This is a genomic window from Verrucomicrobiia bacterium, from assembly GCA_035489575.1.
Taxonomy (GTDB): Bacteria; Patescibacteriota; Saccharimonadia; order Saccharimonadales; family JAGQNK01; genus DATHJY01.
The window spans coordinates 57,368-76,886 of the sequence record DATHJY010000004.1 but is presented as its reverse complement, the minus strand read 5'-3'; the positions used below and the strand labels follow the sequence as shown (position 1 = coordinate 76,886).

Sequence of the window (19,519 nt, the reverse complement as noted above, 5' to 3'; positions counted from 1 at the left end):
GACTACGCATTCGATATATTACATGCGTAAATAACCATAAGGAGTTTTGGCATGACAATAAAAAGAGCAAGTGGCTTTGCTATGGCCGTATTGGGTCTGGTGACCCTGGCGGGGCTTGTCCCCAGCAAGGCGTCGGCCCTGCCCAAACCGCACTGCGAATCAAAAACCATTGCCGTAACACTCTCTGCAAGCGACCCCACCACATATAGCATCGTAGGTGACCTATGCTATCGGGGATCTCCGCAGGGCAAGACCGTTCAAGTTCTGGGCCATGGCACTACGTCATCTAAAGAATACTGGGATTTTCCTTACCAACCGCAAAAGCATTCGTATGTGCTAGATCAGACCAACAAGGGCTTTGTGACTTTTGCCTTTAACACCTTTGGTGCTGACCCCAGCGACCGACCACCAGCCGACCAGGTAACCGTGCAGTCCAACGCCCACACCTTGCACCAGATTGTACAGAAACTCCGTAACGGCAGCCTGAACGGTACGTCGTTTTCCAAGGTCGTACTAGTTGGACAATCATCTGGTGGAGCCGTTGCTATGTACGAATCGGCAACCTATGCTGATGTCGATGGCGTGATTCTGTCGGGTATTTTGCATGACGGAGCCTTGCCCGTAGAGGAGTTCACAAACCTACTCTACCCAGCCAGCGAGGACCCTAAGTTTGCTAACAAACCTGGCATAGCGGGTTACTTCACGACCAAACCAGGTGCCGGCAGTATTTTCTTTAACACCGACTTTGCCAAACCCAAGGCCGTCAAGGTAGATGAACAGCTAAAAGGCACCGTATCGACTGATGATCTCAATAGCTTCTTTGTACCACTGCTGCCCGGCTTTACCACTCAGATCCATGTGCCCGTCCTGTTGGCCATGGGTGCCGAGGACAACGTGTACTGTAGCGGAGGTCTTCAGTGCAATTCGGCAGCAGACATTCTGGCCCGCGAGAGCAGCCACTACGACACCAGCGCCTGTCTAGAAGCTATGGTGCAGCCAGTAGCTGGCCACAACCTGAATTTGCACCCCAATGCTCACGTCTTCTTTGACGCTGCCAGCAGTTGGATTCAGCAAAAAGTAGGCAACGGTTCTCAGGCCCCTACTCAGCCCTGCTAGTACCACCGGCCAAATTCTTGCCAGGCCGATTTGCTCATATCACGGGCGTGCTGGCCAGCATCTATGCGCTGGGTGATAGTTTCGGTAAATCCATCAAAGGCAACTATCCTTTCACAGGGGTGACCGTTGGTACTGCCATGAGCCTCATGAATAAAATGTGCCGGAAACTCGACCGAAAAGTGCTTAGTGGTGTCGCCGTCTATAAAAACGACCGTCTCGGTCAAAATGATCGAGCGGTCTTTTTTATCTGCCAGTAGTGCCAGCCAATCGTCTTCGACCAGCCACTTATTCACGTCCTTCATATACCCGCCCGGAAAGCCCTTGAGCGCCGGGATGCTCCAGGCATGATCGCAGACCACCAACGGCTTTTTGAAATGCTCGTAGGCCGTCCGGGCCTTTGCGTCAGCAATGTCCAACGGATCAAGCGCCTGGATTTCCTGGATATCTAGCTTTTGGGCCTCGACCACAATACCAAAAGGCTCCAGCGTACTCTGCGCCTGCCAAATCTTTCGCTCGTTTTCAGTTATAAAAAGAATCTTTTTCACACATTATTCCTTATCGAGATCTGATGCACTAAAACTCAGTGGAAGGACCTTTTGCTCGTTCAGTTGTTGCATCACCCCACGCAGTAACAGATTGTTGAAAAACCTTGGAACGTACTGCTGCTTCTTATTCGGAAGAGCTAAAATCAAATTTTGGTCTCTCATTTTCTTGAGGGCCCTAGACGTCATAGTTCTCGCAGACTGACTTGCACCGTACAGATGCATAACATCACCTGCCTGGAAGTATCGCTCCTTCTCGATGGCAATTTCTAATATTCCTTTTTCTTTTTTGCTTAAGATTCCCTTTTCGGTTGCATTTTTTATGGATGGACCCAGAATCAAGCGCTTAACAAACTCGAAGTCCATTAGTTTATCAATTCTTGATACTTCCGCCTTTATTCCATTGACAACGTACTCACACCAACCCAGCAGCCCGTCGTCGGTACCTGTGTCGGCCGAAGAAAGCATCTGGAAGTAGTGCCTTCTGTCCACCCCAAAGATTGCGGAAGGGTTCAGAAGCCTTAGCCCATCTGTATCTATAAACCTTTGCTTGGTCAGCATGGCATACGTTAACAGGCGCCCAGTTCTACCGTTGCCGTTATCGAAAGGGTGTATTGCCTCGAAGCGATGATGTGCGATCGCCGTCACTAGAAGGTCTTGATTACCTGCTATCTCTGAGTCAATGAATTCAAAGAGTTCGTCCATCAGCTCAGTCACCTGGACAGGGTCAGGTGGTGAATACGCAGATTTATCAATCTTAACCTTACCCCTTCGGAACACCCCCGGTGACCTACTCCCTTCATTTGAGGGTGAGAGATCGGCAACCACTATCTTGTGCAATTCGCTCAAAAATGCTCTGTCTATTTTTCTTTGTTTCGCATTCTGTTCGATAAATTCTATCGCCTTCTGCACGTTGCGCCACTCTATGACTTGCTCGTCAGAGGTAGGCTTTTGTCCCTCTATGACATCCTCAACTGCACTGTACAAAGTAGTCCTATTGCCCTCTATGCGTACCGACAGAACGCTCTCGAGTAGATGCATGATTTGCTTTAAATCAAAGAAGAGCCAAGGCGGCGTCGTTGCCTCGAAACCATCGTATCGAAGCTTCTCCAACTCCCATATAGAAATGACAAGTGGAGAAGTAAACTTGGGCTCAGGTAATCTTATCGGCTTTAACATATATCAAGTTTACTACATCTTTACTTTGACTTAAACAATAAGTCGCATTTGTATCTGTTAATATTATGCTTATGCTTGTTTATACTTAAACAGTTGCCTTAGGTTGAGTTTGCTACAACTCGCCCCAGTTTTTTCCTACGGAGGTGTCTACGGTTAGTTTGACCGGCAGTTGCTGGGCGCCCTCCATGGTACTCTTGAGCAATTTTGCTATCCGGTCGGCTTCGGCCTCTGGGCATTCGACAATAACTGAGTCATGAATTTGCAGCAACATCTTGCAGTCGGTGCTCTTTAGCTGCTGCTGGATACGCACCATAGCTAGTTTGGTCAGGTCGGCGGCACTGCCCTGGAACGGCATATTTACAGCCGCTCGAATAGCGGCTTCGCGCACCATGAAGTTGCTGCTGTGTACGTCTGGGGTTGGCCGGCGGCGGCCCATGATGGTTTCGGTATAGCCGTCTTTTTTGGCCTGTTCTTTGACTGATTCTATGTAGGCAAGCAGCTTGGGCCGGACCTCGAAATATTTCTTTATGAAGTGGCCGGCTTGTTCGTAGGTCATGCCCGTAGCCGCTACCAGGCCGTGAGTGCTCAGACCGTACATAACCCCAAAGTTAACCACTTTGGCGTCGCGGCGCATGTTCTTGGTGACGTCTTCGGGCTTCCGACCATAGACCTCGGCGGCTGTGGCGGTGTGCACATCTACGTCGCGGTTGAACAGATCTATTAGTTCTTGGTCGTCAGCTAGGTAGGCCGCCAGGCGCAGCTCTTGCTGGGAATAGTCGGCACTAACCAACAGGTTCCCTGGCCCGGCTACAAAAGCAGTGCGGATTTGCTTGCCCAGATCTGTCCGTACCGGAATGTTCTGCAAATTGGGTTCGTTACTGCTGAGCCGTCCAGTTTGCGCAACCGTCAGGGCGTAGGTAGTGTGCAGCCGGGAGTTGTCGTCTACTTGCTTGGGCAGCGTATCTACATAGGTATTCTTCAGCTTGGACACTTCGCGCCACTGGGTAATGAGGTCGATAATGGGGTGCACCGGGCGCAGCTTGTCCAGTTCGGTCGCGGCCGTGGAGTACCCAGTTTTACCCTTTTTGATGCCCTGGGTGGGCAGCTGCAAGGTATTGAACAAAATATCTGCCAGCTGGGCGGGCGAGCCGATGTTGAACTCGTTATCGGCATGGCCGTATATCTGCTGTTCGAGGTCGCTAATCATGTCATTGATCTGGTCGCTCATGCGCACCAAGTAGTTGGTATCTAGCTGGATGCCCTCGTATTCCATGTCGGCCAGCACCGATATGATAGGCCACTCCACATCCTGAGCTAGCTGAGCCACCTTGGGCATCTTGGTCAGATCTTTTTGTTGCTGGACATGCAGCCCGCGAATAACGGCGATAATGTCGGCCGTGGCTGTGTCTTCGTCTTCTGGCAAATGGATGTTCAGATCTGCAGCCGCCAATTCACCCAAGGTTTGTTCGCGCCGGAGTGAATTGATCAGGAATGCGCCAATCAGCACATCGTGCTGAATCTGCCCCGCCTGGATACCAAGGGTTTTTAGAAGTTGCAGACTGTTTTTGAGATTGTAGCCAACCAGTTTGGCACCTTCTATATAGTCACGCAGCTTGTTGCCTACGTCGGCATCGTCCATGGCGGTTAGGTCAAAAGTAATAACGGTCTTAGGGTCTGGCGACACGGTCAGGCTGACCGGTTCACGGCCATGCGGAGTAGAACTAATGCTGTACAGCACCAACTCGTCAGCCTTGGGCAGGGTCAGTTTTTCTAGGGCCGCTTTGGAATCTATGACGGTGTGGTCACCCACGACCAGCTTGGCGGTTTCTTTGGGACCACCCTGCTCTTCTGGAACATGCATATACTTGGGCAGTTGCTGAGCAAGTGTGCGGAACTCGAGTTTTTCCAATGTCTGGCGAACGCGGACGGGGTCACACTTGCTACCGTCTACCTCTTTTAGATCCAGCGTAACTGGTGCATTAGTCCAGATGTCTGCCAGCTTTTTGCTGAGATAGGCAGATTCTTTGCCAGCCTCTAATTTTTTGGCAGTGCTGTCTTTTATAAGGGCCAGGTTTTCGTAGACACCGTCTAGCGTTTCGAACTGCTTGAGCAGATCAAGCGCGCCCTTCTCGCCAATACCAGGTACGCCTGGAATATTGTCCGAGCTATCGCCCTTAAGAGCCTTGAGGTCTAGGAATTGGTCGGTACGAATACCGTACTTGGCCTGAAAACTTTCGGGACTGTATAGTTCGATATTGCTCAGCCCCTTCTTGAGGGCATAGACATGGACCAACGGATTGATCAGCTGCAGCATGTCCAGGTCAGAAGTGATCAGCATGGTCTCTATATCTTGTTCTTTGGCCTGCACTGCCAGCGTGCCCATGATGTCGTCGGCCTCGTAGTCGTCAAACTCGTACAACGGCCAACCGAAGGCTTCTAGCAAATCATGCAACAAAGGAATCTGCACATGAAAATCAGGTGGAGCGGGTTTGCGACCGGCCTTGTAGGCGGGGTAGAGTTCCAGCCGGCGGCGAATGTTGGTCTTGGGCTTGTCCCACGCCACGGCCACATATTCTGGATCTATTTGCTTAATAACTTGGAGCGCCATGACCGCAAAGCCGTAGACGCCGCCAGTGGGTGTCCCCTCTTTGGTACTGAGGCCTGGCATGGCATAGTAGCCGCGGTAAAATACTGACTTACCGTCTATAACCGCCAACACCTTCTTACCGGTCACTCTGTTCATATATACCAGTATACCCGTTCCGCAAGGGGTGTATACCCGGCTACCCTGAAAAACCAGGTGTTCTGTAGGCTAGTCTAGGTCAGGGTTATGTTTGCCGGAATATGCCTTATGGACCTGCGCTCTGCTGCGGGACGACGTCTCTTATGATCATACATTTTGTTTCAGTTTGTTGAGTATATTATAACAAACATTAGCATTTAAGTCAATTTGGTTATGCTTTGTTACTGTATACTTACTGACGGATATGAGTTCTCTACCAGAAGACAAGCTGTCGTTCTACCGGCTCGAGGTGAGTGGCGTATTAAAGCAACTACAGACCACGGCAAAAGGCCTGACCAACAAGGACGCCACTGGCCGCCTAGACCAATACGGCTATAACCGTCTGGCCCAGGCCCACAAAGACCCTGCCTGGCGCAAATACATACGCCAGTTCAAAGACCTCATGATTGTTCTGCTGCTGACAAGCAGCCTCCTGGCCTTTACGGTTTTGGGCGACCGCCGCACCGGTATTATCCTACTGGCTCTAGTCATGTTGAATACCCTGATTGGGTTTACACAAGAGTTCAAAGCCGAGAAACTGATGGACAGCCTGGAAAAGCTGGTAGTCACCCGGGCCAAAGCCCTGCGCGAAGGCAAACTGACAGAGATCGACGCCACTACCCTGGTGCCTGGTGACATTGTTTATATAGAAGAGGGCGACTCAGTGCCGGCAGACCTACGCCTGATAGAAGAATCTGAACTAGCCACCAACGACTTTGCCCTAACCGGCGAAAGCCAGCCGTCGCGCAAATTCACCCACGCCATTGCTAGCCATGTCGAACTGGGCGACCGACACAACATAGTGTTCATGGGCACTACCGTAGCCCTGGGCCATGGCTATGGTGTGGTCATTGGCACTGGCATGCAGACCGAGCTGGGACGCATTGCCTCCCTGAGTGCAGATGTTACGAGCGACCTCAGCCCCTTGCAGCGCGAGCTCAACCACGTGGCCAAGCGCGTCACCCAGGGCACCATGGTGCTGTGTACCATTTTGTTGCCAATTGCCATCCAGGCAGACCTGGGCATCAAAGAAGCCCTGCTGTTTGCTATCGGTATTGCGAGCTCGCTCATTCCCCAAGGGCTACCGGCCGAGATCAACACTTCCCTGGCCCAAGCTGCCGACAAGCTAGTGAAAGCCAAAGCATTGGTCAAAAAGTTGTCCGCCGTAGAAACCCTGGGCGCCACCAGCATTATCTGTACTGACAAAACCGGCACACTGACCAAGAACGAGATGACCGTAGAGCAACTGTTCATCGGCAAGAACCAGTACCCCGTTACTGGTGGCGGCTACATAGCAAATGGGCATGTGACAGACGCCAAGAGCAAACCCCTGGCAGCTCAGACACTGAAAGACCTCGAGTTATTCTTTTTGGCAGGCACCTTTGCCAGCAATGCCCGCGTCAGCGCGCCAGACGACCAACACGCCGGCTGGTATGTCATAGGCGATCCCACCGAAGGTGCCTTGATCACCCTCGCCAACAAGGCCGGCCTGAATCCCATCGAACTAGACCATGCCTACCCGGAACTCAAAGAATTTGCCTTTGACTCTGCCCGCAAGCGCATGAGTTCTGTCAGGCAGTACGGTCCTGACAAACAACTCTTTTTATTTGCCAAAGGTGCGCCGGAAAGCATTCTAGAACACTGTGACGACGTATGGGATCACGGCCATATCCGCAAGCTAACCGCCAAAGAACGCAAAGACATCTTGGCCACACATCAGCGCCAAGCCACCGCTGCCATGCGCAACCTGGCCCTGGCCTACCGCTTACTGCCCGACAAAACTAACCCAAAGTCACTAAAGATGGAGGACGCCGAGGATCGCATGGTGTACCTGGGTATGGTGTCTATGATAGACCCCATCCGCGAAGACGTAGCCGAGGCCATGGTTGCTGCCCGAGCCGCCAACATCCGGGTAGCTATTATTACCGGCGACTTTGCTACCACCGCTCAGGCTATTGCAGTCAAAGCCAAATTAGCTGACAAACCAGAAGATATCAAGGTTATCACCGGCGAAGAACTGCGACACCTCACCGATGAGCAAGTGTTGGGTCTGGCTATCCGCGGCGGCATGGTCTTTAGTCGAGTCAGCCCAGAGGACAAGCTGCGTATCGTGGGGCTGGTCAAAAACAGTGGCCACATCGTGGCCGTTACGGGCGATGGCATCAACGACGCCCCAGCACTCAAGCGGGCCGATATTGGCGTAGCCATGGGCATCACCGGCACCGATGTCGCCAAACAATCTGCCGAGATCGTCCTGCTAGACGATAGTTTTCATACCTTGGTGGGTGCCGTGCAGCAAGGCCGCACTATTTTTCAGAACATCAAAAAAGGCACCCTCAGCTGCTTTACCAGCAACTTGGCCGAGCTGGTGGTGAACCTGACCAGTCTGGCAGCTGCGGCTATTCTGGGTGTGCCGTTGGCCCTGTCTGTCATGCAAATTCTGGCCATTGACCTGATAGCCGAGCTGTTCCCTATTGCCGCCCTGGGCTGGGACAAGGCCGACCACGAGGTCATGAAAGAACAGCCCCGTAACCCACGCCTGCACATCCTCAACCGTGGTTCTATCCAGGATCTGATCATCTGCGGACTGATCATCGGCAGCCTGGCGTTTGCCAATTATTTGTTCGCCATTATTCGCCGGGGTGTCGACCCGACCGCACTGGACACAAATTCGCTTATTCACCTACAAGCCACGACCGTCACCTACCTGACCATCGTGCTGTGTCAGTTTGCCAACATCTTGCAGCGACGCAGTAGCAAGGGCTTCTTTACCCGCTACCAGTTCCATAACAAGCAGCTGTGGATTGCCTTTGCTGGCTCAACACTCTGTATTGTGGCTATTATCTACAGCCCACTTTTGTCACCTTACTTCCGCACCGGACCTTTGGACGTTGTAGACTGGCTGCTTGCCCTGGGCGCTGCCAGCACATTTTTGGCTATCCGCGAAATACAACGCTACAGCAAAAAACATGGCCACACCCGTGACCATGTTTTGAACCTGCTCCAAGAAAAGACGTCTTAGATGTTCTACTCTAGATAGAATGGGATACCGTCGTCCCAGTATAGTACTTCCCCATCGCTGTACTGTGTCCAGTCTTCACCCCGTGCAACGACGGTAGTCTCTTCGTCAAGTCCGGTACGCTCTGCCTCTGGAATAGAGCTAAATCTGAAATCACCAAGCAACACTCGGCGAGAGTGTTCATCTACTTCGTGCAGCAATCCCTCTGTAGCTTCAGAAAATCCTTCTTTTGCCATGTTCTTGCCTCCTCTTCATTACCTAATTTGGTTAGCCATAGCCTCAAACCCGCGGGCCCGCAGGGCTGGCTCTAGCCCAAGGTCTTGGGCTAGGTCCGAATTGCGCAGGGTCGCATCTAGGGCTAGCACCCCGGCATGCAGTACGCCTTGTATCTTGGAATCTTCTAATGCCTGATGCGGAAACTCTTGGTCCGGCCAGATGAACCGCGGAAAGTCTTCCTTACCCGTCTGCTTCATGTCATAGCCAGCAACTCCCGCAAAAGCCTCGCCACAGATATCGAGCGGCTTGGGCGTGCGGCCAAAAGGATCGTCTATGCCATAGTTGGCAAAGTAAGCGTGGGTCATACTGTAGTCCCAGGCAATCGCCTGCCCGACCATCAGTGGCTTTTTACCGGTCTTTTCTGTCTGTTCGTTCAACCATGTTACGAGCTTTTCTGTTGCCTCTTGAGGATCGGTGCCCTCGTCCATCAATCGCTCTACTCCCAGCCCGTGGTCTTCGCAGAACTGTCGGCGGCTTGGAGTAAATTTATCTGGAAAGAGCGGCCTGAGTTCGTCGTAGAAGGTGTCACCACTTGGTGCCACGCCTCCCCATGAGAAGATACTGCCCAGGGCAAAAGCCTCGCCATCACCCTCGATGTCGTACGAGACATGGTTTTGTGGTGCATCTTCTATAATCTGAAATCCAACTTCTAACAGCCGCTCGCGCAGCTCAACTTCACTGTCACTCAGAGGGGCGTGGTTGGGGTTGGATAAGACTTCACTGGACATGCATTTGTTCCTTTTAAGCCGCGCGGGCTTCTTCGATTTCTATTCTGACCTTGCCGGCCGCAGCTACTTCTTTTATGTAAGCGACTTCGCCACGCGCGGCTGTGGTAAAGGTAACAATATTGCCCTCGGCGTCGGGGTGTGGCACCTCTAGCCCAGCCTCATCTCCAAACACAATTGGATCCTGGGCCAATTCGCTTCCAGCCTTGATAGCGGCCAGCTGACCCTGCAGGGCTAGCTTCTCACGGTATTGTCCGTTGGTGCCAAGTACCAGCTGGGCGTCCTCAAGTGCATGATAGACGTGATTGATCGCCAGCAGGCCAGCAACCGTTCCGCCCTCGCTGCCAATCTGTGCCGGCTTCACGACTATGCGATCGCGTTCACCTTCTTTTTGGTATTCGATAAAAGTGCCAACGTCAGGCACAGTGAATTCTTGCGCCACGCGGTAGCCCAATCTTACTTGTGTACCGCAGGTAATTTGGTGCTGCGTCAGGTCGCCCTCTGGCAAGTCATCGGCTACTGCCCGCGCTTTGGCTTGCTCGGGGTTGGGCGTGCCATCAGCCCTGAGTACGGGCACCTTGTATTCATCGGTCGCCACAAAGAACATAGGGACGTCCAGCGGAACTTCTGCTTGCTCAAGGGCTTGGGCAAGCACCTGGCCACGCTTGGCGGCCGTCTCGTTGGCCCCGGGTTCTACCGCAGCCAAGATATCCTCGGGATTGGCGGCCCGGAGGGCTTCTATGTCTTTTTCGGGAAACGAATCAGGCAGGCGCAGGCGCAAACCGTCCGCCAAAGCCATAACCTCATCTGAACGTTCGGCAACCAGCTCCTTGAGTCGCCCGGGGGCTTCCTCGTTGAGTTGCCAGCGCGGTGTCTCGACTGCTCCCCGCCGTGGAAGGATCACTTCCCACACCTCTGCCGGACTTTCAAGCGTAACGTCAGACTCTATAAGTTCCGACGCGATCTCGTAAGCTACACCGCCAGGATTGCCGGCCGCCTCCAATAACGCTTGGGGGTCTTTGTCGTTGGGTGTTCGTGATTCCATGTCTTTTCTCCTAGTTTTTTATAATTTCTAATAGTGGCTCATCGTTGTCCAGGAGGGCTGGTAAAACCTTACTCTCCTCTGTCTGCACGTGATAGCGGAGGGCCGTGCTGCCATCTGGTAGCTCTGTTTTCCCCACATACCACGCCGTCACCTCCAGTCCTGACTGTAAGCTAAATGATACAAACCGCGGGTCACCTGGTCCTCTCTGTTCGGCAAGCTCAATAAGCCGCAGCCGATTGGCAGGAGCAAGCACATACTTCCCTGTCGATAGAGACAATCGCTTGGCTGCATTCTTTGGGGCCGGTGACTCCATATATGATCCTTCTTTATTCATTGTTATCACTTTCGCCGTTTTCGGCTCGTCAGTCCTGACTTCGCTGGTTAGAGCCTGTTCCAGATCTCGCTTCCGATCCCAAAATCGATCCATTTCGAGAAAGAATTCGTTCTGGGTTTTGAGGCGTAACCATAGTTACGGCTCAGAAACCAGGGCGGATTGTTACCGGAATGGGCGGTTTTGGGGCGGAATTGGAGATCTGGAACAGGCTCTTGGCGCATCAGAAGAGTGAAATGTTTCAGACAGACTAGTGGGGTGGGGTGACGGGTGCGTGGTCGCACATATAGCACTAGCACGCACCCGTCATGTCCTCACTCGCAGTGGTAGCCGATGGGGTCTTTGTCGTCCAAGTACCACATGCCACTGGCGTCGCGATGCGTCCATTGACTGCCATCAGCCTTGATGATGAGCTGGCGATCGTCGTTAGCGCGGTACTCAACCTCGGTGTCGGGGCCCAGCACCAGCTTGACCATGGCGTGGATGCGCAGAGCGATTGCCTCGGGCGTCAGCGACTTCCCACTGTCGTACTTGTAGATGGCCTCGTTGGGCTTGGTCTGCTCGAAGCTGCCGGGCGTGCCGGTGGCCAAGAGGGCAGCACTGAGCCGTTCGACGAGGCGATCGATCTTGGGAAGGCCCGAAACCCGAACGCCGTTCTGGTAATCGATGAAAATCATGACTCCTCTTTCGTCGTGGTCACCAACTGACATGTGGGGCCAATCAGTGTAGTCTGTCTGAAACGAACGTTCCGCCGAATATCTCAACAAAACAGGCAGTATTATACTAAAAATTTACTTATATGTCAATACATCTTTCACGTACTGAGTCAATTATAACACTTTAGCATATTACTAATGTGAATATAGTATTCACATTTTTCCTGTTTTGTGCTAGAATTTTAGATATGGCCCCAGAGAAATTGATCGCAACCGGCTTAACCGCCCCTCAGGCGGAGGCCTATGCCCTGTTACTCCAAACCGGGGGCGTTACCCCGCCCCAGGCCGCCCAGAATCTCAAGATAACCCGCACCAATGCCTATAAACTGCTGGATAAACTTGTAGAACTTGGGCTTGCCATCAAGGACGAGTCAACCAAAAAAGCCACCTATCAACCAGGCAACCCGATGGCGCTCGGTAACCTAGTAGCCGACCAACGCAACTTGGCCGCCGCCCGTGAGGACGCGGTAAAAGCCGTCCTAAAAGATCTGCTAGCCACCTACCACACCCACACCGAGCAGCCCAGTATACAAGTAGTGACAGGCCGCCAAGCTGTTGCCGATGCTTATCGCCGGCAGATCAACCAACTGCAATCTATCTATTTCATTCGCTCGCGAGCCGATATTCCGGTAATGGGCTTTGAAACATTGCATGATATCCGTATTACCCCTGGCCGCCATGGCGTTAAGCGCTACGGCATCACACCTGACCTCAGTACTGGAACCGCCTCAAATAAAGGCGACAAACGGAGCAACATGGACCGGACATGGGTTCGGCAAGAAGATTACAACGCTCCAGTAGAATGGAGTGCCAGCGGTGACACCCTGTTGATCATAGTATTTGGTGTCGAACCACACGCTATTACCATTACCAACCCAATGGTGGCTGATGCTTTTCGTCAGCTCTGGCAACTACTGAACACTTGCCTGCAGGCTATGCCCTACTACAAAGATTTGCCCCGTCACTAGACGGCAGGTCGTATAGCCACCACAAAGCCGTTGCGGCCGTTGACGTCCTGGGTTCCGTCCTTAAGCCGCGTAAACGAGAAGTGGTGAGGATCTGCGCCTACATCTATACCCGAGTCGTGGATCTGGGTTATACCAAAGTCTTCGCCTAGATCCCGCTTTACGTATCCAGGAAAATCTAGATGAAAGCCATCTGTTTGCTCGTCGATAAACGCCTCCCACTTGGGGTCGTTCCGCTGGTCTTCGTCAACATCCGGCGCCACATAAGACCGCGGACCAATCGAGGGGCTGAAGTATACTGCCGCCTGTTCCGTATCCACATCATACTCACCTGCGGCATACTCCAACATATTGGTATGCAGCCCCAGCTTTATACCGCGCCATCCTAAATGAGCCAACATAAGTACCTGTCTATCAGAATGATATAGGGCCAAGGCTAGGCAGTCTGCGGGGTTGAGCATCAGGCCTACGCCTGGTCGGGTTGTTACCAATCCGTCTGTAACCACTGGCCTCTCGGGCGGTTCGGCATCTCCCAAATCTACAAATTCATTGCTGGGACCTCGGCCCTTGGCAAAACCAATAACGGCAACCTGGCCGGCATGCAAACCGGCTTGCTCGAACAGACGCTGACGGGCTTCAGTCCACTCGTCTCCTTCTACAAAGCGTGGATCTATATTGCCGTTTCGCCTGTCGCTATGCGCAACAACTATATCGTCGTGCACGTCTGGGACATATATTCCAGGGGCTGTTTCTGTAAGTTGACCGATCATGATCAATAGATTATGCCACTTTTGTAATTTTTTACAATATGCGGCAAGGACGACCAGTGGGGTTGTGACTCCACGACGATGTGTCCACCAGCTGGCCAGCAGCGTTGTACAGCTTGACCGAGCCGCTATCGTAACTGACACCTGGCGGTACAGGGGTAGCAAAATCAAATGTTGATCGATGAGACACGGTAGTTGCCGCAAAGGTATAAAACTTGGTAGCTCCAGACTGCAAGTACCACCCTGTTATATTCAAGTCTGTCTTGCCGGCGTTATACAGAATAATATTCAGATGGTCTGCCTTTGTGCGATCTTCTGAGGTACAGGCCACAAACACCCGTCGCAGGGCTAGACCGCCTACCGCCGAGGGTGGCGGTGGAAGTGTGGCCGTCGCGATAGTATTGCCTGTCATGGTGGCTGTGGCTTTTAGGGCCGCTGTTACTGGTAGCGCCACGGTCACACTGCCAATGACAACCATCATCATAACCGCCAGCGCATTACGAACAAGATGCGTCGACTTCTTTTTGCGCCGGGCTAGAATTTCTGGCAAAACATAGGGCTCCATACTGCGGTAGTAGGCCACCAATTTTCGCACCTCTACCAAAACAACCGCCAGCGCCGGCATATACACAAACAACGTTATGCCAGCCCACGAGCGCAGAAAGTCCAATACCCTTCCCAGGTACGGCACAGACGCCACCTGCTTGCCCACAACCGCGTAGGGTGACACGGGGGCATCTGCCGTCCGGTTAGCATCACCCTTCAAAGTTAGATAGGTGGGCCGACCGACCGGACCGGCTATATCAACTATGCGGTGTGTAGTGGTTTGTTCGGGATGAGCCGGACTAATGTATGTGACAATATCCCCGACCTGCAACGCAGATACAGGAACACGTTTCACAAACACCGCATCACCGGGCGAGAGCCTCGGCTCCATGCTGCCAGTTTGAATGGACAGCGCCTGTCCGCCTCTTAGCGGCAAGCTCAACCCCAGCAGCACCAGTCCAAACAGTGCTGCCAGGGAGCAAAGGCCAATCTTGGCGACTTTTGTGAGCTTGCCCATGATTTACCTCAGCCTACAGCTCTTCGGTAACTGCAGTTCCGTCAAAAGTTAGGTCAAACTCACCAACGGTTTTAGGTGCTTCATCTAGCTCAACAGCCTCGTCTACCGTCACGGTCACCTGGTAGTTGGCCGCATTGGTAGCATCTTCGCCACCCACACCTTGTGCGCCTTCGACCAGTGGACCACATGGCAGCGCGTCTGGTGTGCCATCGCTTAGTTGTCCCAATGTAACCGTCAGAACGTCTGGGCATGCGCCGTAGAACTTTAGGGTCACCTGGTCTGCGTCTAGGCCAGTCAACACTGGCAGTACATTGATACGAGCAGTTACATCAAGATCTACGTTGCCATTGTTCTTGAAGTAAAAATTGAACTTGTCAGATTCTTCACCCGGCTTCAGCTCTGCCAAGTCAAAACCAGGAGCCGTTGGCTCAAAGCTATCGCCGTCATATAACAAAAGATCGGCATTTGCCGACTCTGTTGCGATTGTATTACCTGTTAGTGTTGCTGCGTCCGCTAGTGCTGCAAACGTTACGCCGCCGACCAAAACGGCCACTGCGCCCATAACACCAATGGCTCGCACCACTGGATTTAGTTTGAGTAGTTTCATACTCACCCTCCCCACATTTAGTTTAGTCTCACACTGTATGTCACCAGCCGGCTCTCAAACACGGCTCGTAATTTTAGTGTGCGTAGTTAAAGCATAAGCGCAAATAGCCACCCGTTGCAACAAGATATTTCATGCATTGAATAGTTAAGGGTGCAATTTAAAGTAGTTTTTAATACTTTGTTAACTATTTTGCCGATTTGGCGGCTGCCGTGAGTAAGTGCCGCTTGGTTGGTTTTATCTTTTGGTCATAGACCTTGAGCGGATTCTGCTGAATCTGCCGAGCAGTCCAGGCGTACAGCTCGGCCGCGGTTTTTATAGGCACCAGGATACGTTTGGGAATATATTTGTAGCCTTCTGCTGCCTGGGCTTGCCAGTCCTGATAATGGGCCAGCTGCATGCGCACAAAATCGATGAATAATTGATGGTTGCCTAGGGCAGTTTCGTGATTGAGGTTTGGCAGATGATACAATGCCAGATCATCGGCGGGAAAATAGTGGCGCCCCAGAGCATTGTCCTCTTCTATGTCACGCAAAAAGTTGATCCACTGCATGGCCCTTCCCTGTAAACGGGCATAGGGCAGCGCTTCTTCTGGCAGGCCCAAAACTTTGCTCATCATCAGGCCAATCACTTCGGCCGAACCATAGACATAGCCCAAAGATTCATCGAGCGTCTTAAAAGTCTTCTTGTCTATGTCAGCCAGCATAGATGCCAAAAACGCTTCTACCAACGCCGGGTCTATCTCGTATTCTCGCACCAGATAGATCATGTTTTTTATAACCCGTTCATCAAGGCTGTCCGTGGACAGCCTCTTGGTATCAAACTTGTTGTCTATCTTAGCAAGATCCCACGCCCGGCACAGGGCGGTAAATTCGGCCGTCTTTTGCGGAGCAGCGTCGACGTAGTCGTCTGCTATTCGCACAAAACTATATAACCGAAACACATCTTCTCGCACCTGTTTGGGAAACAGCTTAGAACTAAAGTAATACGTTGTACTGCCCCGCTCAAAAATAGTTTGCTCGAGCGACTTAGAACTCACTTCCCACCCCTTTTTCTTTCATGTAGTGAGCCCGATCTGCTTGGCTTTTTCCATAAATGCCGGGTCTTTGGCCAGGTCTTTATGAAAGTCAGACGTATAAAAATCTTTGAGCAGCTTCGACCAGTCTTGTTCGTGCTTTTTGATACTGACGTTATTCTTTAAGTCGTCCGGGCGCTCATATATCGGCTGAGGGCAGTGGTAAAAATCGGCATATTTGATGTGGGCAAACGGAACAAAGCTAGCTCCCTGCAAACGGGCCTTTAGGGCGCCCACGATTGCTTGGTCTGGATAACCCAGCAAAATGCCCGTGGCCACATGCCCCAGAAACTCTTCGTCAAACTCTTTGGTGTCAGGGTGATGTTTGAGGAGCTTGGTCATTACCCCCAGCGACTCATTGTCTATGGGTCCGTGCAGTAGTTTTATCTTGTCGGCATCGCTTAGTAGCTTTGTCTGGTGCAGAGCATACTCTAGCCCCGGCACAAACAAGACGTCGTAAGATACATAGACTCGGCCCATGGGGTTAGTGTGCGAACCCACAACTATCATCGGTTCTGGCCGTGTCTTGTCGAAAATTTTCAGTGCCGCGCGCAGTTCTTGCTGCCACTTGGCCTGCAGAGTGACATCGTTGGTATAGAACACGCCGTCGGCAATGCCCCGGGCTCCAGACAGAGTCAGCACCATAGTAGGAGTTACCCAAAAGGCAGCCTGGGCTGGACCCAATTCCGCTACGAGTGGCTTCAGGATATCTATAGCCAGTTGAGCTGTTGGGGCTTTCACGATGTTCGAACCAGTAGGTATTCTGCCAATCCCCGCAAAAACCGCTTGCCCTCTGCACTACCCCGGACAGCATCTAGGGCTACCAGCGCCGCCTGAACATGGTCGGCTGCCACTTCTTTTGCATAGACCAGGGCGCCACAGTCTACCAATATGTCTTTGCAGCGTCTAAATTCTGCCGGTGTCAGTTTTTGGTTACCCAGCATGTGTATCAAAAAATTCTTGTTGGCGTTTTGGGTGTGCTCTAGGGCATAGACAGTCAGAACTGTCCGCTTGCCTTCTCGTATATCATCCAGCGGACTCTTGCCACTATCGAACTCAGTCCCAAATACACCAAGTATATCGTCTGTGATCTGAAAGGCGCGGCCAGCGCTCATGGCATAGTCGGTGATAGCGTCTGTAGCGTCGTCACCAGCTCCGGCCAGCACCATACCAATGTACAAAGGGTTTAAGAAAGTATAATGTGCCGTTTTCCACTTTAGGACATCGTCTACCTGCTGCAGATCAACCGTATCAACCACCTCGTTCATGATGTCGTTTGTCTGCCCATGAGCCGTAGTGGCCATGGTGTCATTCATGATACTGACTGCTTTTAGCCGCGCGTTCTCTGTGGCACCCGGTAGGTTGGCCAGAATAGTGTTGGCCATGTGCCCTGCCAACAGCGCGCTGTTGAGTGCTAACGAAATACCAAAGTGATCAGGGTCGTCTGCCAGCTGGTGTTTGCGATGATAATCAGCCAGTTGCATATGGGCAGTCGGGCCACCGCGACGGGTCAGGCTGCGGTCTTGAATGTCATCGATGATCAGTATGTAGGCATGCATCATTTCGATAGCCCGAGCAGCCTGCACGATCATTTTCTGATCGCGGCCGCCACTCATTTCGTAGCCCACCATAGTCAATGCCCCGCGAATACGCTTGCCACCGCGGCCCAGCAGGCTAAGATAGGCATCTGTTGCCAGCCGGGCCTGGCTACCGTACTGCTGCAGCGTACTCTTTTCTACGGTCTTGGTATAAGCCGCAATATCAGCATCTAGCAATTTTTTGTAGGCGCTCAGCTTTGTGGCAAAGACCTTTTTATCACTTTTAGCGGTATTTTTAGTGCTCATAATATTTACTTTAAGTATAATACCCCCTATGCAGGATAAAAAAGTTATTGTTTTGGTGGGCATGCCGGGCGCTGGCAAGAGTATGCTTGTTGATCACCTAGAGTCGCAGGATGTCCCCAGTGTGTATTTTGGTGGTATCACCATCGACGAAGTTATTCGCCGAGGCCTGGAAGTCACCGAAGCAAACGAACGCAACGTCCGTGAAGAAATACGTGCTACCGAAGGCAAAGGTGCCTACGCCAAGCGTATTATTCCCCAGATAGAGCAGTTTTTTACCGAAGGCCACGACAAAGTGGTAGCCGACGGTCTGTACAGCTGGACCGAATACAAGATTTTCAAGGAACACTTCGGCGAAAACGCCATTACTATTGCGGTAGTTGCTCCCCGCAAACTGCGCCACGACCGGCTGGCTAGCCGATCCGAACGGCCCCTGACCGACGAACAAGTCACCTCACGCGAATACGCAGAGATAGAAAACATCGAAAAAGGCGGCCCCATTGCCAACGCCGACTACACCCTGGTAAACGACAGTACCCAAAAAATACTGACTGATAAACTCGACCAAATTCTGGCGCAATTATAGATACCATATGATTGACGAACGGTTTATGTACCTGGCTGTGCTGTTGATTGTGTGGGGCGCTTACGCCTACATCAAAGATATGTACCAGAGCGACACCAGACCCAACCTGGTGACATGGTTCTTGTGGTCCGTGGCGCCCATGATAGCCTTCGCCGCCCAGCTAGAAGCTGGCGTGGGACCGGCCGCTTTCTTGACCCTGATGGTAGGCTTGTGCCCCCTGGCCGTTTTTATCGCCGGGCTAAAAAAGGGCCAGTTCAGGCCTTCACGGTTTGACCTGATATGTGGTGGCGCCTCGGTTGCGGCACTTATTTTATGGCAGCTTACTGGTAGCGGTGCGGTGGCGGTAGCCCTGAGCATCACGGCCGACGGCCTGGCTGCCACCCCTACCCTGATCAAAGCCTATAAAGACCCCCGTTCGGAGAGTCCTTTTTTGTTTATGCTCTTCGCCATCAGCGCCGCCATCACCCTGCTGACGCTAAGCACCTGGAGTTTGGAAGCATCAGGCTTTTCGTTGTATATTCTGATACTCTACGTCACCCTTTTTGGCTTAGTAAAGTTTCAGCCCGGAAAGAGCGTGGGTCACCCCGACCGGTCCGATGGTCAGGCAGCTGAAACCTCCTGAGTGACATTTAGGTATTCTTGTATTTTTATAAAATTATTATATATAAGCAAGTAGACTTGCGTTGCCAGAATAGTTCCCAGACAACGGAGGAGCAAAAAAAGACGTGCCTACCCTAGCTGCGCACGGAACCCCTACGGGAGTCACCGTGGTCCTGCCAGAGCAGCTGGATGTGAAGCCGCTCACCTTCCTCGGACACCTCGACGTGTACCACAAGGACGGACGGACAAAGCTCGTAACTACTCTGTCACTTCACTAGAATGCTTTG

At 52.2% G+C, this 19,519-nt stretch carries 20 protein-coding genes; 6 read left to right on the top strand and 14 right to left on the bottom strand.

Annotation, left to right across the window (positions count from 1 at the left end; genetic code table 11):
• Positions 1-51 precede the first annotated feature (51 nt).
• Positions 52-1,116 carry an alpha/beta hydrolase gene (locus VK694_01950; protein ID HTE57478.1) on the top strand — a complete coding sequence of 355 codons (1,065 nt, stop codon included), beginning with the start codon at positions 52-54 and terminating at the stop codon, positions 1,114-1,116.
• Here VK694_01950 and VK694_01945 read toward each other — a convergent pair.
• The 3 genes from VK694_01945 to polA all read right to left on the bottom strand — a co-directional run bounded on the left by VK694_01945 (position 1,113) and on the right by polA (position 5,580).
• Positions 1,113-1,661 carry a non-canonical purine NTP pyrophosphatase gene (locus VK694_01945; protein ID HTE57477.1) on the bottom strand — a complete coding sequence of 183 codons (549 nt, stop codon included), beginning with the start codon at positions 1,659-1,661 and terminating at the stop codon, positions 1,113-1,115. The genes VK694_01950 and VK694_01945 overlap by 4 nt on opposite strands.
• A gap of 3 nt (positions 1,662-1,664) precedes the next feature.
• A complete protein-coding gene (locus VK694_01940) occupies positions 1,665-2,837 on the bottom strand; it encodes a Fic family protein (protein ID HTE57476.1) in 1,173 nt (390 codons plus the stop codon).
• Positions 2,838-2,949: 112 nt separating this feature from the next.
• Entirely contained in the window at positions 2,950-5,580 is a 2,631-nt protein-coding gene (polA, locus tag VK694_01935) for a DNA polymerase I (protein ID HTE57475.1), read from the bottom strand.
• A 244-nt stretch (positions 5,581-5,824) separates the two neighbouring features.
• Between polA and VK694_01930 the strand changes: the two genes are divergently transcribed.
• Positions 5,825-8,641 (top strand): cation-transporting P-type ATPase, encoded by a 2,817-nt coding sequence (locus tag VK694_01930; GenBank protein ID HTE57474.1) that lies wholly within the window; start codon positions 5,825-5,827, stop codon positions 8,639-8,641.
• A gap of 5 nt (positions 8,642-8,646) precedes the next feature.
• Here VK694_01930 and VK694_01925 read toward each other — a convergent pair whose 3' ends face one another.
• From VK694_01925 to VK694_01905, 5 genes are all read right to left on the bottom strand, one after another.
• Positions 8,647-8,874 carry a hypothetical protein gene (locus tag VK694_01925; GenBank protein HTE57473.1) on the bottom strand — a complete coding sequence of 76 codons (228 nt, stop codon included), beginning with the start codon at positions 8,872-8,874 and terminating at the stop codon, positions 8,647-8,649.
• Positions 8,875-8,892: 18 nt separating this feature from the next.
• On the bottom strand, positions 8,893-9,642 hold the full coding sequence (locus VK694_01920; protein ID HTE57472.1) for a hypothetical protein: 750 nt from the start codon (positions 9,640-9,642) through the stop codon (positions 8,893-8,895).
• A gap of 13 nt (positions 9,643-9,655) precedes the next feature.
• A complete protein-coding gene (locus VK694_01915; protein ID HTE57471.1) occupies positions 9,656-10,684 on the bottom strand; it encodes a hypothetical protein in 1,029 nt (342 codons plus the stop codon).
• 10 nt (positions 10,685-10,694) lie between these two features.
• Entirely contained in the window at positions 10,695-10,997 is a 303-nt protein-coding gene (locus tag VK694_01910) for a hypothetical protein (GenBank protein ID HTE57470.1), read from the bottom strand.
• Positions 10,998-11,329: 332 nt separating this feature from the next.
• Positions 11,330-11,782 (bottom strand): hypothetical protein, encoded by a 453-nt coding sequence (locus VK694_01905; GenBank protein HTE57469.1) that lies wholly within the window; start codon positions 11,780-11,782, stop codon positions 11,330-11,332.
• A 137-nt stretch (positions 11,783-11,919) separates the two neighbouring features.
• On the opposite strand from VK694_01905, the gene VK694_01900 reads away from it, so the two are divergent.
• A complete protein-coding gene (locus VK694_01900) occupies positions 11,920-12,699 on the top strand; it encodes a helix-turn-helix domain-containing protein (GenBank protein HTE57468.1) in 780 nt (259 codons plus the stop codon).
• Here the strand turns inward: VK694_01900 and VK694_01895 are convergent.
• The 6 genes from VK694_01895 to VK694_01870 all read right to left on the bottom strand — a co-directional run bounded on the left by VK694_01895 (position 12,696) and on the right by VK694_01870 (position 18,049).
• Entirely contained in the window at positions 12,696-13,466 is a 771-nt protein-coding gene (locus VK694_01895) for a polyphenol oxidase family protein (GenBank protein HTE57467.1), read from the bottom strand. The two genes, VK694_01900 and VK694_01895, sit on opposite strands and share 4 nt — an antisense overlap.
• 31 nt (positions 13,467-13,497) lie before the next feature.
• Positions 13,498-14,526 (bottom strand): signal peptidase I, encoded by a 1,029-nt coding sequence (locus VK694_01890; protein ID HTE57466.1) that lies wholly within the window; start codon positions 14,524-14,526, stop codon positions 13,498-13,500.
• A 13-nt stretch (positions 14,527-14,539) separates the two neighbouring features.
• Positions 14,540-15,133: a hypothetical protein gene (locus VK694_01885; GenBank protein ID HTE57465.1), complete on the bottom strand. Its 594-nt coding sequence runs from the start codon at positions 15,131-15,133 to the stop codon at positions 14,540-14,542.
• A 184-nt stretch (positions 15,134-15,317) separates the two neighbouring features.
• Positions 15,318-16,169 carry a phytoene/squalene synthase family protein gene (locus tag VK694_01880; protein ID HTE57464.1) on the bottom strand — a complete coding sequence of 284 codons (852 nt, stop codon included), beginning with the start codon at positions 16,167-16,169 and terminating at the stop codon, positions 15,318-15,320.
• A gap of 18 nt (positions 16,170-16,187) precedes the next feature.
• Complete coding sequence (locus VK694_01875; GenBank protein ID HTE57463.1) at positions 16,188-16,946, bottom strand: hypothetical protein; 759 nt, start codon at positions 16,944-16,946, stop codon at positions 16,188-16,190.
• Complete coding sequence (locus VK694_01870) at positions 16,943-18,049, bottom strand: polyprenyl synthetase family protein (GenBank protein ID HTE57462.1); 1,107 nt, start codon at positions 18,047-18,049, stop codon at positions 16,943-16,945. Before VK694_01870 ends, VK694_01875 begins: the two co-directional genes overlap by 4 nt.
• A gap of 28 nt (positions 18,050-18,077) precedes the next feature.
• Here VK694_01870 and VK694_01865 point away from each other — a divergent pair, with 28 nt between their 5' ends.
• The 3 genes from VK694_01865 (at position 18,078) to VK694_01855 (ending at position 19,510) form a co-directional block, all read left to right on the top strand.
• Positions 18,078-18,632, top strand: coding sequence for an AAA family ATPase (locus tag VK694_01865; GenBank protein HTE57461.1), 555 nt, complete (start codon positions 18,078-18,080; stop codon positions 18,630-18,632).
• Between the two features lie 7 nt (positions 18,633-18,639).
• Entirely contained in the window at positions 18,640-19,254 is a 615-nt protein-coding gene (locus VK694_01860) for a hypothetical protein (protein ID HTE57460.1), read from the top strand.
• A 103-nt stretch (positions 19,255-19,357) separates the two neighbouring features.
• Complete coding sequence (locus VK694_01855; GenBank protein HTE57459.1) at positions 19,358-19,510, top strand: hypothetical protein; 153 nt, start codon at positions 19,358-19,360, stop codon at positions 19,508-19,510.
• Positions 19,511-19,519: the final 9 nt, after the last annotated feature.